At 72.5% G+C, this 15729-nt stretch carries 11 protein-coding genes and 1 pseudogene; 3 read left to right on the top strand and 9 right to left on the bottom strand.

Annotated features, from left to right (window positions below):
* Positions 1-214: pseudogene (locus M878_RS46975) on the bottom strand (MGDG synthase family glycosyltransferase); the annotation flags it as partial.
* Between the two features lie 132 nt (positions 215-346).
* On the opposite strand from M878_RS46975, the gene M878_RS54250 reads away from it, so the two are divergent.
* Complete coding sequence (locus M878_RS54250) at positions 347-1195, top strand: ribonuclease BN (RefSeq protein WP_425347888.1); 849 nt, start codon at positions 347-349, stop codon at positions 1193-1195.
* A gap of 16 nt (positions 1196-1211) precedes the next feature.
* On the opposite strand, the gene M878_RS54245 is transcribed toward M878_RS54250, so the two are convergent.
* The 5 genes from M878_RS54245 to M878_RS54225 form a co-directional block, all read right to left on the bottom strand.
* Complete coding sequence (locus tag M878_RS54245) at positions 1212-4037, bottom strand: NHLP bacteriocin export ABC transporter permease/ATPase subunit (protein ID WP_023544865.1); 2826 nt, start codon at positions 4035-4037, stop codon at positions 1212-1214.
* Between the two features lies 1 nt (position 4038).
* Positions 4039-6258: an NHLP family bacteriocin export ABC transporter peptidase/permease/ATPase subunit gene (locus M878_RS54240; protein WP_023544864.1), complete on the bottom strand. Its 2220-nt coding sequence runs from the start codon at positions 6256-6258 to the stop codon at positions 4039-4041.
* The gene (locus M878_RS54235; protein ID WP_023544863.1) at positions 6255-7061 is read right to left on the bottom strand and encodes an HlyD family efflux transporter periplasmic adaptor subunit; all 807 of its coding nucleotides are present in this window, start codon (positions 7059-7061) and stop codon (positions 6255-6257) included. Before M878_RS54235 ends, M878_RS54240 begins: the two co-directional genes overlap by 4 nt.
* A gap of 102 nt (positions 7062-7163) precedes the next feature.
* Entirely contained in the window at positions 7164-7379 is a 216-nt protein-coding gene (locus tag M878_RS54230) for a hypothetical protein (RefSeq protein WP_023544862.1), read from the bottom strand.
* 455 nt (positions 7380-7834) lie between these two features.
* A complete protein-coding gene (locus M878_RS54225) occupies positions 7835-8248 on the bottom strand; it encodes a PaaI family thioesterase (protein WP_023544861.1) in 414 nt (137 codons plus the stop codon).
* 184 nt (positions 8249-8432) lie between these two features.
* On the opposite strand from M878_RS54225, the gene M878_RS54220 reads away from it, so the two are divergent.
* Complete coding sequence (locus M878_RS54220) at positions 8433-9872, top strand: S1 family peptidase (RefSeq protein ID WP_245238026.1); 1440 nt, start codon at positions 8433-8435, stop codon at positions 9870-9872.
* 179 nt (positions 9873-10051) lie between these two features.
* Here the strand turns inward: M878_RS54220 and M878_RS54215 are convergent, their stop codons facing one another.
* Entirely contained in the window at positions 10052-12199 is a 2148-nt protein-coding gene (locus M878_RS54215) for a SpoIIE family protein phosphatase (protein ID WP_023544859.1), read from the bottom strand.
* Between the two features lie 373 nt (positions 12200-12572).
* Here M878_RS54215 and M878_RS54210 point away from each other — a divergent pair, with 373 nt between their 5' ends.
* A complete protein-coding gene (locus tag M878_RS54210; RefSeq protein WP_023544858.1) occupies positions 12573-13181 on the top strand; it encodes a response regulator transcription factor in 609 nt (202 codons plus the stop codon).
* A 12-nt stretch (positions 13182-13193) separates the two neighbouring features.
* On the opposite strand, the gene M878_RS54205 is transcribed toward M878_RS54210, so the two are convergent.
* A complete protein-coding gene (locus tag M878_RS54205; RefSeq protein WP_023544857.1) occupies positions 13194-14915 on the bottom strand; it encodes an ATP-binding cassette domain-containing protein in 1722 nt (573 codons plus the stop codon).
* Positions 14916-14920: 5 nt separating this feature from the next.
* A partial coding sequence (locus M878_RS54200; RefSeq protein WP_023544856.1) for an ATP-binding cassette domain-containing protein occupies positions 14921-15729 on the bottom strand: 809 nt, incomplete at its 5' end.

The raw sequence follows: 15729 nt of genomic DNA, 5'->3' as shown, positions 1-15729 counted from the left end.
GGTAGGAGCGGCGCAGTCCGCGGCCGAGGCCGTACGGCAGCAGCCCGAGGACGTCGGCCACCCGCGGCTCGTGTCCGTGCGCCGCCGCCCGGCGGGCCAGTTCGGCGGCCACGGTGTCATGACCGGCCCCCATGCTCGCGCTGAGGATCAGCGGCCGCCGCCGGCCGCCCGGCGGGGCCGGCGGCGGGGAGGGCACCTCGGCAGGAGTACGCACGGCTTCCGATTCTCCGGTCCGCACGGCCCGCAAACCCCCTCACTCCGCCGCCGTGTCGCCCCGGCGCGGCACCGGTGCGAGTTGCCCGGAGCCCGCCGGGGTGGATGAATCGGCTCAGGAGAGCGTGTGGCGGTGAGCACGGGAGGAGCCGTGAGGCGGTGGCGGCGCGGCCTGCACCGCGCTTGGGAGTGGCTCAGGGCCGGGGCCCTGCTCGAACACGGCCGTGAGCTGGAACTGATGCACCGGGCCATGGGGTTCGCCACCCTGGCACTGGTGATGCTCGCTCCGCTGCTGATCGTGGTCGCCGCCGCCGATCCGCTGGTGCGGGGCGGTTTCGCCTCCTGGCTCACCGACGGCATGGGGCTGTCCGGGCGGTCCGCGCACGTGATCACCGATGTCATCAGCCCGCCGCGCAGCGTCATCGGCACCACCAGCGTCTGGGGTGCCGTCCTGCTGGCCGTCTTCGGGGTGTCCTTCGCCGGCAGCGTGCAGAACGCCTACGAACGGATCTGGAGCCTGGCTCCCGGCCCCTGGCACCGGGTCTGGCGGCAGGCGACCTGGCTGGTGGTGCTCACCGGCTACCTCTACCAGGAGGTGGCGACCAAGGCCGCGCTGCACGGGGCACAGCGGATCGCGCTGTCCACGGTGAGCGGCATCGTCTTCTTCTGGTGGGGGCAGCGCTTCCTGCTGGGCGGCCAGGTCCGCTGGCGCGCCCTGCTGCCGGGCGCCCTCGCCACCGTCGTCGGCCTGGCCGGCCTGCGCGCCTTCTCCTACCTCGTCTTCACCCCGCTCATCGTCACCAACGCGCTCAGCTACGGCGCGGTCGGCACCGTTCTCGTGGTGGAGTCCTGGCTCATCGGCGTCGGCTTCGTCATCTACGGCGGTGCCCTGTTCGGCCGCTGGTTCACAGAGCACCACTGGATGCCGGTCCACCACGACCGAGGCGGCCGGACACAGAAGCAGCGCCGCGGGAAGTACTGAGCGCTCCCGGCGGAGACTACGTCAGCTGGCGGCGCACCAGCTCGTGCAGGCGGCCCGTGGTGTCGGCGAGCAGCTCGGCCGGCGTGCCGTGCTGGACGACCTTGCCGTCCTCCATCACGATCACCCGGTCGGCGTCCAGGACCGTCGACAGGCGGTGCGCGATGACGACGCGGGTGGCGTTCAGCTTGCGGGTGCTCTCGATGACGATGCGCTGGGTGTCGTTGTCCAGGGCACTGGTGGCCTCGTCGAAGAACAGGATGCGCGGGCGCCGGATCAGGGCCTGGGCGATCATCAGGCGCTGCCGCTGACCGCCGGAGATCGCGCCGTTGCCCGCCACGATGGTGTGCAGCCCCATCGGCATCCGCTTGATGTCCTCCGCGAGCCCCGCCATCTCGGCCGCCGCCATCGCCTCCTCCGGCGTGTACGGCTCGGTGCCGCAGATGACGTCCAGGATGGAGCCGGTGAACGGCTGGGCGTGCTGAAGCACGACCCCGCACTGGCGGCGCACGGCCGACTGGTCGAGTGCCGCGAGGTCCTGGCCGTCGTACAGGACACTGCCCGAGACCGGCTTGTCGAAGCCGATGAGCAACCTGAGCAGCGTGGACTTGCCGCAGCCGCTCGGGCCGACGACCGCCACGAACTCACCGGGCCGTACGGCGAAGGACACGTCGTCCAGGACGAGCGGACCGTCGTCGGCGTACCGGAAGGAGAGCCGGCGGGTCTCCAGCGCACCCGACAGCGGGCCCGGCCGCGTGCTCGCCTCCCGCACCTCGGGCGTCGCCTCGAAGACCGGCTTGATCTCCTCGAACAGCGGCAGCGCGGCCACCGCGGAGACGAAGGAGCCGGTCAGCTGGGTGACCGAGGTCAGCACCATCGTCACCGAGGTGTTGAAGGTGAGGAAGTCCGCCGCCGACATCGCGCCCTTCGCCGGGCCCGCGAGCAGCATGAACATCAGCAGCGTGCACACCGGCAGATAGATCCCGCCGAGCACCGTGGTGAGGTTCTTGATCCGGCCGACCTTCTGCTGCAGCTCACGGCTGCGCGCGAACTCCCGCGCCCAGGCCGCGTAGGCGTAGTTCTCGGCCGCCGCCACCCGCAGCTTCGGCAGGCCGCGCAGGGTCTGGAAGGCCTGGTTGTTCAGCTTGTTGCCGAGCACCGTCAGCTTCCGCTGCCAGCGCACCTGCCACAGTCCCAGCCCGAGGAACACGGCCGCGATGACGACGAGCATGCCGACCGCGGCCATGGCCATCGCCGGGCTGTACCAGAACAGCAGGCCCAGGTTCATCGCGCCGACCGTCACGGACTGCGCGACCACCGGGCCGACGCCCGCCAGCAGCCGGCGTATCGCGCTGATGCCCATGGCGGCACTGGCCAGCTCACCCGTGGAGCGCTGGGTGAAGAACCGGGTCGGCAGCCTGAGCAGCCGGTCCCACACGGCGGGCTGCAGCGCGGCCTCGATCCGGCCCTCCAGGCGCAGGATGGACAGGTTCTCCAGCAGCGTGAACGCCGCCGCCACCACCCCGCTCACCATCACCGCCAGGCACACCTGGACGATCAGGCCCTCCTGCGCCGTCGGCACGTACTCGCCGAGCACCTTGCCCGTCGCGACCGGCACCAGCGCGCCGATCGCCACCGTCACCAGGCCCGCGAGCAGCAGACCGACCAGGTCACCGCGGGTGCCCTGGAGACTGAACCGCAGCAGGCCGAACGGCGTCAGCGCCTTGTCGGGCAGCGGCCGGTAGAACATCACCGCGCGCGGCTCGAACTCCTCCGCGTTCGCCTTCTCGATCGGCGTCTCGCGTCCGGTGCCCGGATGGACGGCCATATAGCCGCCGCGCCGCCACAGCAGCGCGACCGGCGCCCCGGACAGCGCCCGGTGCCCGACCAGCGGGCCGACGTTCTCCCGCCACCAGCGCCCCTGCAGCCGTACGGCCCGGGCGCGCACCCGGGAGGCGAGCGCCACGCGCTCGACCGGGTCGAGGCGTTCGCTCTCGGTGCCGCTCTGCGCGGGCTCCGCCAGGGTGATCCCGGCCGCCTCGGCGACCAGCTTGCAGGCCGCGTAGCCGGCGTCGGCGTCGGCGGCCGTCGTCCGGCGGGCCGAGCGCTTGCCGATGGAGGCCAGCAGTGTCTGGTCGGCCTGGGCACGCACCGCCTCACCGGCCTTGATCCCGGCGGCCGTGCGGGTCTCGTGGGTGCGCTCCAGCTGCTCGATCCACCGGTCCAGCGCGGTCAGCAGCCGGTACTGCTGGTCGACCATGGACTGCCACAGCGCCGGGTCCATCAGCAGATCGGCGGCGGCCTCCGCGCCGTACAGCGCGCCGTACTGCACGCTGCCCGGCGGCACCTGCATCCAGAACACGTCGTCGTCGGTCGGCGCGGTGGCCCGCTCCTCCGCCATCGGCGCCTGGAACAGGACGGACAGGCCACGGCCGACGCCGAGCGCGACCGCGTACTCCAGCGGGCTGGTGGCGGGCGGTACGTACTGGGGGTTGCCGTACTCGTCGTACGACCAGGTCTCGGTGTTCGCGGGCTGGTACAGCTCGCGCAGGCTGACGCGGTGCACCACGCAGTCCCGGACCGGGCGGGCCACCAGGGTGTGCTGGGGTCCGGCGACCGGGCCGAGCAGCAGTGCGCCCGCCTCCAGCCGGCCCAGGTGGTGCCAGTGGCCCTGCTGGACGGCGTCCACCGCGAACAGGTCCAGCGCGCCGGCCGCGACCAGCCACAGCACCTGCGGGCTTTCCAGGTCCAGGCGGTTGAAACCGGCGCAGTCGATCCGGGTGCCCAGGGACCCCAGCGCGCCGAGCACGAGGTCGCCTTCGTATCCCTCCTGAACGGTCGTCATCTCATCGCTCCCTGACCAGCGCGGCGTACGCACCACCGTGCGCCACCAGCTCCTCGTGCCGCCCGCGTTCCACGACCGTGCCGTGCTGCAGCACCACGATCTCGTCGCTGTCGCGGACCGTGCTCAGCCGGTGCGCGATCACCACACAGGCGCAGCCGCGCCGGCGCAGGTTGTCCATCACGACCAGCTCGGTCTCCGCGTCCAGCGCGCTGGTCACCTCGTCCAGGACGAGAATGCTCGGCCGTCGGACCAGGGCCCGGGCGATTTCGAGCCGTTGCCGCTGGCCGCCGGAGAAGTTGTGGCCGTCCTGCTCGACCTTGCTGTGGATGCCGCCGGGGCGGCGCATCACCACGTCGTACAGGGCCGCGTCCTTCAGCGCGTCCACCACGGCCTCGTCCGGGATCGACGGGTCCCACAGCGCCACGTTGTCGCGGACCGAGCCCTCGAAGAGGAACACGTCCTGGTCGACGAAGGAGACGGAGGCGGCGAGCGCGCCGCGCGGAATGTCCTCCAGGCGGCGGCCGTCGATGCGGATCACCCCGTCCCACGGCGCGTACAGGCCCGAGATCAGCCGGGACACCGTCGACTTGCCGCTGCCGGAGCCGCCCACCAGCGCCACCTGCTGCCCCGGTCCCACGGTCAGGTCGAAGCCGCTCAGCAGCGGCTTGTCCAGCGGGCTGTAGCCGAAGGTGACGTTCTCCAGCTCGACGTGCCCCTGCAGCCGGCGCGTGGAGTCGGCGCCGCCGCGACGGGCGTAGAGCGGGTCGGCCTGGAAGTTCTCCACGTCCTTCAGCCGGGCCACGTCGGCCGCGAAGTCCTGGATGCGACCCGCCACGCCGTTCAGCCGGGTCAGCGGCGCGGTGAACCGGGTGACCAGCGCCTGGAAGGCGACCAGCAGACCCACCGAGATATGGCCCTCGACCGCGCGCAGTCCGCCGATCCACAGGATCAGAGCGCTGTTGAACGTGGCGAGCGTCGGCGCGACCACACCCAGCCAGGCGCTCGGCACCCCGAGCCGCTGCTGCTCTTCGAGCGTGGTGGCGTGCTGTCCGGCCCACTTGCGGAAGTAGCCGTCCTCACCGCCGGTCGCCTTCATCGTCTCGATCAGCTGCAGACCGGTGTACGAGGTGTTGGTCAGCCGTGCCGTGTCCGCGCGCAGCTTGGCCGTACGGGTCGCGCGCAGCCGGACGACCAGCCGCATGGCGACCACGTTGAGCAGGGCCACGCCGATGCCGACGAACGTCAGCTGCGGGTCGTAGGTGTAGAGCAGCACGGCGTACAGCACGACGACGATCGCGTCCACACCCGCCGCTGCGAGGTCGCGGGCCAGGGTCTCGGCGACCTGGTCGTTGGACTGCAGCCGCTGCACCAGGTCGGCGGGGGAGCGCTGGGCGAAGAACGTCACCGGCAGCCGCAGCAGATGGCGCAGGAAGCGGGCGCTGGAGAGGGTGGAGGAGATGATCCGGCCGTGCAGCAGGTTGGCCTGCTGCAGCCAGGTCAGCACCAGGGTGAGCAGGACGCAGGTGCCCATCGAGGCGAACAGCACGCCCAGCAGGGAGGTCTGGCCGCCGATGAGGAACTTGTCGATGTAGGTGCGGCTCAGTGCGGGCACGGCCGCGCCGACCGCGACCAGCAGCAGGCTGGCCAGGACGGCGGCGGGCAGGGTGCCGGCGGTGCCGCGCAGCCGGGCCGGCATCGCACCGAGCACGCCCGGCTTGCGGCCGCCCTTGGTGAAGCCGTCGCCCGGCTCCAGCACGAGCACCACGCCGGTGAAGCTGCCGTCGAACTCCTCCATCGGCACGAACCGGCGGCCCTTGGCGGGGTCGTTGATGAACACGCCCCGCCGGCCGAAGCGGCGGCCCATGCCGTCGAAGACGACGTAGTGATTGAACTCCCAGAAGAGGATGGCCGGTGCCCGCACCTCGGCGAGGGCGGCCAGATCCATCTGCATGCCCTTGGCGGTCAGGCCGTAACTGCGCGCCGCTTTCAGCAGGTTGGAGGCGCGCGAGCCGTCGCGGGAGACACCGCAGGCGATCCGCAGCTCCTCCAGTGGGATGTGCCGGCCGTAGTGGCCGAGGACCATGGCGAGGGAGGCGGCGCCGCACTCGACGGCCTCCATCTGCAGCACGGTGGGCGTACGGACCGTGCCGCCACGGGGCTTGGGGACCGGCCGCTTGGCGGGGGCGGCGCGTCTGCGGCCGCGTTCCTGCGTGGTGGTCACGGGAGCAGCCAATCGACGGGATGCTGGTCGGCCAGCTTGATCGAACCGGAGGCGAGGGTCATGGAGTCGAGCCGGAACGGCGGCCCGTCCGTGGTGGACCAGCGGTACCCGCTCTGCGTGCTCGCCGACGTGTCGAGGGCGACCAGTACGGCCACCGGGCGGCCCTTGCTGGTGAACTGCTGGCCGAGCTGGCTGTCGCCGAGGAACGCGGAGATCGACTGGGCGGACTGCGCGGTGCGGTCCACCGACTTCACCTGGCCGCGCAGCACGCCGTACGTCTGCGTCGGCACCGAGGAGACAGTGAGGTCCACGGAGGCGTGCGCCGGGATGTCGGCGGCGTTCTCGGCGGGCACGTACACGGTCGCGTACAGCGGATCGGAGGCATGGGCGACCTTCTCCACGGCGGCGACGTTGGTGCCGGTCTGGATGATCTGCCCGATGGTGGCGGCGAGCGCCGTGACCCGGCCCGCGGCGACCGTGCGGACCACCGCATCGCCCTGAGCCGTACGGACCTTGAGCACGGCGGCGCCGGCGGGGAGCTGTTCGCCCTGTTTCGCGAGGACGGCCGTGACCTGGCCGGACACCGGGCTCTGCAGCAGATAGCTGCCCTGCCCGTGCGTGAGGATGGCCGGTGCGCCCACCGTGGACGTGACCGAACCGGTCACCGCCCAGACGGAGGCCGCCGCCATCACGACGACGGTGACACCGAGGGCGAGCCAGCCCTGGGGGCGGGCCAGCCGCACCGGGAGGTCGAGCTCTTCCGGTGACTGGAGCTTGGCGAGGGCCTGTTGGCGGAACTGCACGGGACTTCCCTCACCTGTGGGAGAGACGCTGGTGTTTCAGGGCACCCGAGAGCCCCGGAGCCGCAGGACGGCTCCGGGACTTTCCGATGCAACGAGGTGCGATCAGAGACCGGCGACCAGGCTGGTGACGGGGGCGACGTTCAGGCCGGTGACACCCTCGACGGTGCCGATGGCGGTGTTGGCCAGGCCGGAAACCGGGGCGACGCCGTTGACGGCACCGGTCACGGTGTTGAGGGCGTTCAGGGACAGACCGCCGGAAACGTTGTCCAGCTCGGCGTCCGAGATCTCGACGGTCTCAACCTGGGGGGTGGAGTTCATGGTGGAACTTCCCTTCCTAATGGATATTTCACAAGGGGGGAGCGGCCCCCTCTGGGGACAGACGGACGGCCGCCGACCGCGGGCGCCGAGCCCCCGTCACCGGGAGCCCGCCGCGACCCCCGCGGTGCGATGGATCAAAGCACGCAGGCGGGGCGGGCTTCCAATCAACCAGGGCTCTCACCAGGGCACTTGAGTCACGCAAGGGTTCATCCGTGCAGGCGTGCGCACGCCATGTCGGCGACTCCTTCACATGCGGCACGGCATCGGTGCGTCCGGTCCCTTGCCCGCGGCACGGCGAATCCGGCACTCCTCGCCAAAGGCGTACCCGGGGGCGCACGGATGTGCAGATCCCTGGCCGCCAGTGACTTGATTGAGTATTCAATGTGCAGATTCCCTGAAGGAGGGATTCCGCATCTCGCTCGGAACGGACCGTAACTGATCGGTAGCGGATCGTGTCAGCCCAGAATCGCGTACACCGTGCTCGCCCGGGCCGCGAGCGCCCCCGAGCCGGCGTCGCTCAGCGTGATGTCCGCGAACGCCATCCGCCGGCCCAGCTTCGTCAGGACCGCTTCGATCCGGACATCCGAACCGGTCACTGCCCGCTGGAACGACGTCGACTGCTGAACCGTCGTCATCGGCACGAAGCCGCCGCGCGCGGCGGACACCGCGATCACCGTCGCCGTGTCGGCGGCCGCCATCAGCGCCTGCCCCGACAACCCACCGCCCTCCCGGGCCAGCCGCTCCGACCAGGGCAGACGCAGCACGGCCCGGTCCTCGCCCACCGCCTCGACGGTCAGCCCGAGATCGAGCACCCAGGGCGCGAAGTGTGCGATGAGGATCTTGTCGGCTTCCACGGGGGTCATCATCATATGGGCGATTGTTCCCGGCCGCCCCGCGCGACACGCGCGGCGTGGCCGATTCGCCCGCCCGGCACGGCCGTTGGGAAACGGAATTGAACACACCGCGCGGCGGGTGCGTACGTACGGCCATCCAGGCGCCCCGATACGAGCTGCCCGTCAGTGGCAGACCCCCCGTCCCAGGAGGTCGAGAAGTTTGAGTCACAAGCGAATGCCCAAGCGCAAAGCCGCGATAGCGGTGGGCGGTGTCGCGGCGCTCGGAGCGGCGGCCCTCCTGCTGCCGAACGCCAACGCCTCGCAGGACAAGAACGATCAGAACGCGGCGTCGGCGGCCGGCGACACCGCGAAGACCCTGAAGGCCGGCCAGGCGTCCGGCCTCGCCGCGCAGGTCCAGAAGATCCTCGGTGACGCCTTCGCCGGGTCGTACTACGACAGCGGCAAGCAGCAACTGGTTGTCAACGCGGTCAGCGGCGACAACAACGCGATCGCCCAGGTGAAGAACGCGGGCGCGGTCGTGCGCCAGGTGAAGAACAGCATCCGGGAGCTCAAGGCCGCCGCCGGCACGCTGAAGACCAAGGCGACGATCCCCGGCACCTCGTGGGCCGTGGACCCGCGCACCGACAAGGTCCTCGTCACCGCCGACTCCACCGTCACCGGCGCCAAGTGGGACAGACTGCAGTCGACCGTGCAGGGCCTCGGCTCCGGCATGGCGACGCTGACGAAGTCCGCCGGCACCTTCAAGACCTTCGTCTCCGGCGGCGACGCCATCTTCTCCCAGACCCAGCAGGGCGGCGTGCGCTGCTCCCTCGGGTTCAACGTCACCGCCTCCGACGGCAGCCCCGCCTTTCTGACGGCCGGTCACTGCGGAGTCGCCGCCAAGGACTGGTCCGACTCGCAGAACGGGCAGCCCATCGCCACCGTGGACCAGGCCAAGTTCCCCGGCAACGACTTCTCGCTCGTCAAGTACAACGACAAGACCACCCAGGCGCCCAGCGAGGTCAACGCCGGCAACGGCCAGACCGTGCAGATCACCAAGGCCGCCGACGCCACCGTCGGCGAGACCGTGTTCCGCATGGGCTCGACCACCGGGCTGCACAACGGCCAGGTCACCGGCCTCGACGCCACTGTGAACTTCGCGAGCGAGACCGTCCCGGGCGGCACCGACACCGTCAACGGCCTCATCCAGACCAACGTCTGCGCCGAGGCCGGCGACAGCGGCGGCTCCCTGTTCACCCAGGACGGCAGCGCCGTCGGCCTCACCTCCGGCGGCAGCGGCGACTGCACCAGTGGCGGCGAGACCTTCTTCCAGCCGGTCACCGCCGCCCTGCAGGCCACGGGCGCGACCCTTGGTAACGGCGGTAACGGCGGTAACGGCGGTAACGGCGGCAACGCGGGCAGCGGCGGGGGCGACCAGTCGGGTTCCGCCGCCCCGTCGGCCTCGGCCAGCGACCCGTCCGGCGCAGGCGGCGAGCAGATCGGCGGCGCGGGCGACCAGTCGGGTTCCGCCGCCCCGTCCGACTCGGCCACCGATCCGTCCGGCACCGGCTCCGGCTCCGGCGACCAGTCCGGCAGCGGGAGCGACCCGTCCGGCGCCGGCTCCGCGAACAACGGGTCGTCTCTGACCAGCACGAGCTGAGCGCTGAGCGCTCCGCTGGCTCGGAGTGCGGCCATGGGTGGGGCCCGCGATCAGCGATCAGGCCGCCTTTCGTCTGCGGCGCCGTCGTGGCTGGTCGCTCCCCATCTCTCCGTCGGCCTCACCCGCGGTTCCGGCTGACGGGGAACGGTCCGGCCTTCCGGCGGGAGGGCCGGACCGCCTCAGGTGCGGTCGCATGCGCGCAGCAGCAGTACCGCCACGTCGTCCATCCGGTCCCGGGCCGCCGCGCTGTGCTGGACCAGCTCGTCCGCGAGCTGGTCCAGCGGCTGATCGCCGATCTCCGACAGCAGCCCGCCGAGGCCCACCAGTGAATCCTCGATGTCGATGCCCGGGGCCTCCACCAGACCGTCGGTGTACAGGACGAGCACCGATCCGGGCGTGAGGGACACCTCGGTCGTCGGATACACCGCGGCCGTGTCGATCCCGAGCAGCGGGCCGCCCGCCAGGTCCAGCACCCGGACCCGTCCGTCCGGCCGTCTCAGCAGCGGCGGCGGATGCCCCGCCCGCGCCATGACGGCCTGCCCGCGCGCCGGGTCCAGCCGCAGATACAGACAACTGGCGAACAGCTCCGTGCCGAGGTCGATGAGCAGCCGGTTGGTGCTGCTCATGACCTCGTGCGGGGCCTGCCCGACCGTGGTGTACGCCCGGACGCCGGTGCGGATCTGCCCCATCAGACCCGCCGCGGTCACGTTGTGCCCCTGGACGTCCCCGATCACGGCCGCCGTCAGCGGCAGGCTCGGCACCAGGTCGTAGAAGTCGCCGCCGATGTCCATGCCATGGGTGGCCGGCAGATAGCGGGCGGCCGCCTCGATGCCGGGCGGCGGGGCCAGCGAGTTCGGCAGCAGGGCCTGCTGGAGGCCGTGTGCGAGCCGGTGCTTGGCGTCGTAGAGCTGGGCCCGCTCCAGAGCCTGCGCGATCAGCCCGCCCAGGGACGTCAGTACCGCCCGCTCGTCGGCCGGGAACATATGCGGCTCGGCGTAGGCCAGCACACAGGTGCCCACCGGCCGCCCGGACGCGATCAGCGGCAGATACGCCCAGGCCGCGAAGCCGTCCGGGGTCGCGTGCCGCCCCGGATACAGCCGCTCCAGCTCCTCCTGGGAGTCGAAGAACGCCGGCACCCCGCTGTTCAGCGCATGGGTGCCCGGCGTCCGCTCGCTCAGCGGAAGCCCGTGGAACCGCTCCACGGTGTGCGGATCCGGGTACCCGCGATGCCCCAGCACGTGCAGCCGACCGCCCTGCGTGCCGAGGATCACCATCGCCTGGCTGCCGACCGCCGCGGCCACCTCGTCCCAGACCAGCTGCACCACGTCCTGCACCCCGGCCGCCTCGGTCAGCGCGGCCGCGAGGCCCAGCACCTGCGAGATCGTCACCAGCCGGGACGGGGACGCGCCGGCCTGCGGCGCCCCGCGCGCGATCTCCGCCACCGCCCGCGCCCGGGTGATCCGCATGCTCAGCCCGGTCGTGCTCGGATACATCCGGAACGACAGCCACTCGCTCGGCGGGCGCAGCGCCACGAACGACGTCACCTGCTGGCTGAGCAGCGCTCCCCGGTAACGGTCCTCGTACATCGGGTCGTTCAGCCAGGGCACCGACACCCAGGGCAGCGTGCCGAGCAGCTCCCCGGCCGGCCGGCCGAGCAGCTCGGCGGCGGCCGCGTTGACGAACGCGATCCGGCCGTGCAGATCCATCGACACCAGCCCGTACGGCAGCCGGGACACCATCCGCGCCGCCTCCACCGAGCCCAGCGTGTCGGCCACGCCCGCCACCGGGGTCGCCACCACCTCGGCCGTGTCGAGGGCGAGCGGCCGGTCCTCCTGCGCGGCCCGTTCAAGCCGCAGCGCCAGCCGGTCGCAGGCCGCCCACAACTGGTCGCGCTCCCCGTCGGACAGCTCCGGCGGATGCGCGCCGGGCCAGGTCACGAAGACCGCGCCGTACACCTGCCGCTCCGTCGCCACGGGCAGCGCGGCCAGCGCGAACGGGTACGGCAGCACCACCGCGATACGCGGATAGCGGCGGGCCATCGCCTCCTCGCCGCCCACCCACACCAGCCGCCGCTCGCGCGCCGCGTCGGCCACCGGGATCGGCGCGCTCAGCCCCACCCGCTCCCACGGTGCCGCGAACGCCCGGGGCATACCCGCGTGCACCGTCATCTCCAGGACCCGCTCCTCGGGTCTGAGCAGATACACCGCGCCCGAGTGCGCCCGCACCTCCTGCATCATCGAGACCAGCGCAACCGACAGCACCGGCAGGGCGGCGGACGCCCTGTCGGCCGCCGGTGCCGGCCCCGGGCCGTCGGACACGGCGACCACCTCCTCCGTGTCGCGCGTCCTGGGGACAAGATTCCCTCGCGGGAGCGCGCCGCGCACGGCGAGCGGCCGCCCGGCCCGGGCACACGGCCCGTCCTGGCGGGTCGCCTTCCGTACCCCGCCCGCCCGCACGCATGCCGGGGCAACGGAGGCGCGGGCGGCGTACGAGCGCCTCGCGTGCGCCCCCGCGCACCCTGATGGCCGGATCTCCGCGCCCGTAGACGGTATCGGCACCCAAGAATGGGCACGCGCTTTTCGCACCGGAGACACGGTGCGGAACGTGACGGGCCGCGAGGGGTGAGAAAGGCGCGGACCGCGATGGCAGGGGCGACGGCGAGGAACGGGTGTGGGAACGACCAACCGAGGGGGGCGGAGCATGATCCGGGTGCTTCTGGTGCACGACGCGTGTCTGGTGCGATCGGTTCTGGCGGAGTGGCTGCGGGGGGAGCAGCCACTGGATGTGGACGACACGCCGTGGCGGGGTGCCGCCGCCCGGGTGCGGTCGTTCGGTCCGGACGTGTGCGCGGCGGACCTCGACTGTGCCGACGGCCAAGGGGTGCCGCCGCTCGGCGATCTGTGTCCGCCCGGGACCGGCGGCAGGCCGCCGGCGCTCGTGGTGCTGGCCCAGGCGAACCGGCCGGGCCTGCTGAAGCGGGCCGCCGAGGCGGGCGCGCTCGGCTTCGTCGACAAGGCCGGCTCGCCGGACCGGCTGGTGCGCGCCATCCGGTCCGTCGCCCGGAGGGAACGTTTCGTCGATGATTCGCTGGGCTTCGGGTTCCTCAAGGCGGCCCAGATGCCGCTCACCAGACGTGAGCTGAGCGTGCTGTCCCTGGCCGCCGCGGGCGCGTCCATCGCGGAGATCGCCGGCAGCCTGCACCTGTCCTACGGCACCGTCCGCAACTACATGGCGTCGATCACCCGCAAGACCGGCGCGCGGAACCGCGTCGATGCGATTCGCATATCGCGGGGCGAGGGATGGGTGTAGAGGGGGTTGTGCCTAGCGGGACAGTGGTGCCGGGCGGGGCGTCCAGCGGCCGGTCAGGTCGCGGTACAGGGCCGAGGCCCGCAGCAGCTCGTCGTGGGTGCCGCAGGTGGTGCGCGCGCCGTCCATGACGAGGATCCGGTGGGCTCGGCGGGCGGAACTGATCCGGTGCGCTACGACGATCAGCGTGCCGCCCGGACGCGCCGCGAACGCCCGCTCGGCGCGTGCCTCGGCCTCCGGGTCGAGATGGCAGGTCGCCTCGTCGAGCAGGGCCAGCGGGGCGGGGGAGAGGTAGGCGCGGGTCAGAGCGATCAACTGCCGCTCCCCTGCGGAGAGTTCCGCCGGATCCACCGGTGCGTCGGGGCCGCCCAGCCTTGTCAGCAGAGGGGTCAGGCCGACCGCGTCGGCGGCTGCCAGCAACTCGGGCTCCGGCAGGGGGTCGTTGCGGAAGAGGGTCAGGTTCTCGGCCAGGGTGCCGGTGTGGACGTAGGCCTCCTGCGGAATCAGCACGGTTGCCTGCGGCGCCGGGACGGGGCGGTCGTACACGTGGATGGTGCCTTGCTGTGGGGTGAGGAGGCCGGTGATGAGGCTGGTGAGTGTCGACTTGCCGATGCCGCTCGGGCCTACGACGGCCAGGTGCGCGCCTGCTGGGAGGGTGAGGTCGAGGTCCTTGAGGACGGGGTCGCTGGTGGGGCCGTAGGCGAAGGTGACGGACGTTACGGAGAGTGCGTCGTGCGCGCATGAGGAAGGGGGGACTGCGGTCGTACGGCGGGTGCCGGTCTGTCGTGGCTGGTCGCGCCCCTCAGGGGGTTGGACCAGGAGCCGGTTGAGAACCACCGTCAGGCGGGAGCCGCTGGTGCCCAGGCCGTGGATGAGGTTGTTCAGGGCCGGGAGCAGGGACTGGGTGACGTAGGCGAGGGCGCCGACGAGGGCGCCCGGGGTGACGTCGTGGGCCAGCAGCCAGGGAGCGGTGAGGAGGAGCAGGACCGCCGGTAGTTCGCCGCCTACCGCCAGCGCGGCCACGCGGGCCGCGCTCCAGTGGGCCAGGGTGCGGGCGGCTCGTAGTTCCGCGTCGGTCCGTCGGCCGACGGCGTCGGCCGCGCGCTTCTCGGCGCCGGACGCGGTGATGTCCCGCAGACCCGGGAGCACCTCGCCCAGTTCCTGGGCCAGCGCCTCGTCGGCGGTGAGGAACGCCTCCTGCCGGTGGGCCAGCGGCCTGAGCGTCGCGGCGAACAGGGCCACCCCGGCGAGCAGCGGGGGCAGGACGACCGTGAGCAGCAGCGGCGCCAGTGAGCACAGGCCGATCAGGGCGCCGGCGGCGGTGAACAGGAACGAACGGGTCACCATCACCACCCCGGCGAGCGTGTCCCGGGCGATCTCCACCTGCTGGGTCAGCCCGGACAGCGCCCCCGCGTCCGCCTCCCGCACCCCGCGCGCGACCACCGCCGTCACCAGCCGGTCCCGGGCCGGTTCGACCAGCGCGGCGACCACGACGTACACCCGCCCGGTCCCGTACGCCCCGGCACACACGGCGAGCCCCGCGGCCCCCAGCCACAGCAGTCCGGTCCGCGCGTTCCCGGCCAGGAACCCGGCGTCCAGGGCTCGTGCGAGGGCGTATCCGACGACGAACGTCTGTCCCGCCTCCAGCACGGACCACGCGCCGAGCCGGACCAGAACCCGCCACCGCGCCCGCAGAAACCGGCAGGCCTGGCGCGCACGGATTCCCGAGCCGCGCACGCCCGTCAACTCCCGCTCCCGGTCGGGTACATGTCTCCCCGTGCCGCTCCGCTCCGGTCGTCGTCCGGCGTTCGTCGTCGCCCGTCACCTACGTCCATCTGCTGCTCCTGCCTGCCGTCGGCGTCACCCCCGAACACCGCCCGGTACTCCGGCTCCCGCCACAGTTCCCGGTGTGTGCCGACCGCCCTGACCCGGCCGGCGTCCAGCCAGGCGACCCGGTCCGCGCGGGCCGCGGTCGTCGCGCGGTGGGCGATCAGCAGTCGGGTGCGGTCCGGGTCGGCGGCCAGCAGGGTCTCGGTGATCCGGTGTTCCGTGACCGTGTCGAGGCTGGACAGGGCGTCGTCGAGGATCAGCAGCCGGCCGCCGTGGGCGAAGGCGCGGGCGAGGCCGAGGCGCTGGGACTCGCCGCCGGAGCGGGGCGCGGCGGCGGTGCGGGTGGCGTAGCCGGCGGGGAGGCGCCGTACGAAGTCGTCGGCGTGGGCGCGCCGGGCGGCGGCGCGGACGGCGGCCGGTGTGGCGGCCGTGTGCCCGAAGGCGATGGTGTCCTCGATGGTCGTGCCCGGCAGGGCGGGCCGCTCGAAGGCATAGGCCACGGCGCGGCGCAGTTCGGCGTGGGTGAGGTCGCGCAGCCGGACGCCGTCGAGGAGGACCTCGCCCGCGTCGGGGTCGGTGAGCCGGCCGGCGAGCTGTGCGAGCAGGGACTTGCCTGCGCCGGAACGGCCGACGACCGCCAGGGTGGTGCCGCCCGGGACGGTCAGGTCGACCCCGTCCAGGAGGGTCCGTCCGCCCCGGATCGCGGTGACCGCCCGCAGCT

The organism is Streptomyces roseochromogenus subsp. oscitans DS 12.976, from assembly GCF_000497445.1.
Taxonomy (GTDB): Bacteria; Actinomycetota; Actinomycetes; order Streptomycetales; family Streptomycetaceae; genus Streptomyces; species Streptomyces oscitans.
This window is presented reverse-complemented; position numbering and strand designations above follow the sequence as displayed.

Excerpts from the sequence above, each read along its gene's own strand:
- M878_RS54245 (WP_023544865.1), bottom strand. The coding sequence starts at position 4,037 with ATGACGACCGTTCAGGAGGGATACGAAGGCGACCTCGTGCTCGGCGCG.
- M878_RS54230 (WP_023544862.1), bottom strand. The coding sequence starts at position 7,379 with ATGAACTCCACCCCCCAGGTTGAGACCGTCGAGATCTCGGACGCCGAG.
- M878_RS54225 (WP_023544861.1), bottom strand. The coding sequence starts at position 8,248 with ATGATGATGACCCCCGTGGAAGCCGACAAGATCCTCATCGCACACTTC.
- M878_RS54210 (WP_023544858.1), top strand. The coding sequence starts at position 12,573 with ATGATCCGGGTGCTTCTGGTGCACGACGCGTGTCTGGTGCGATCGGTT.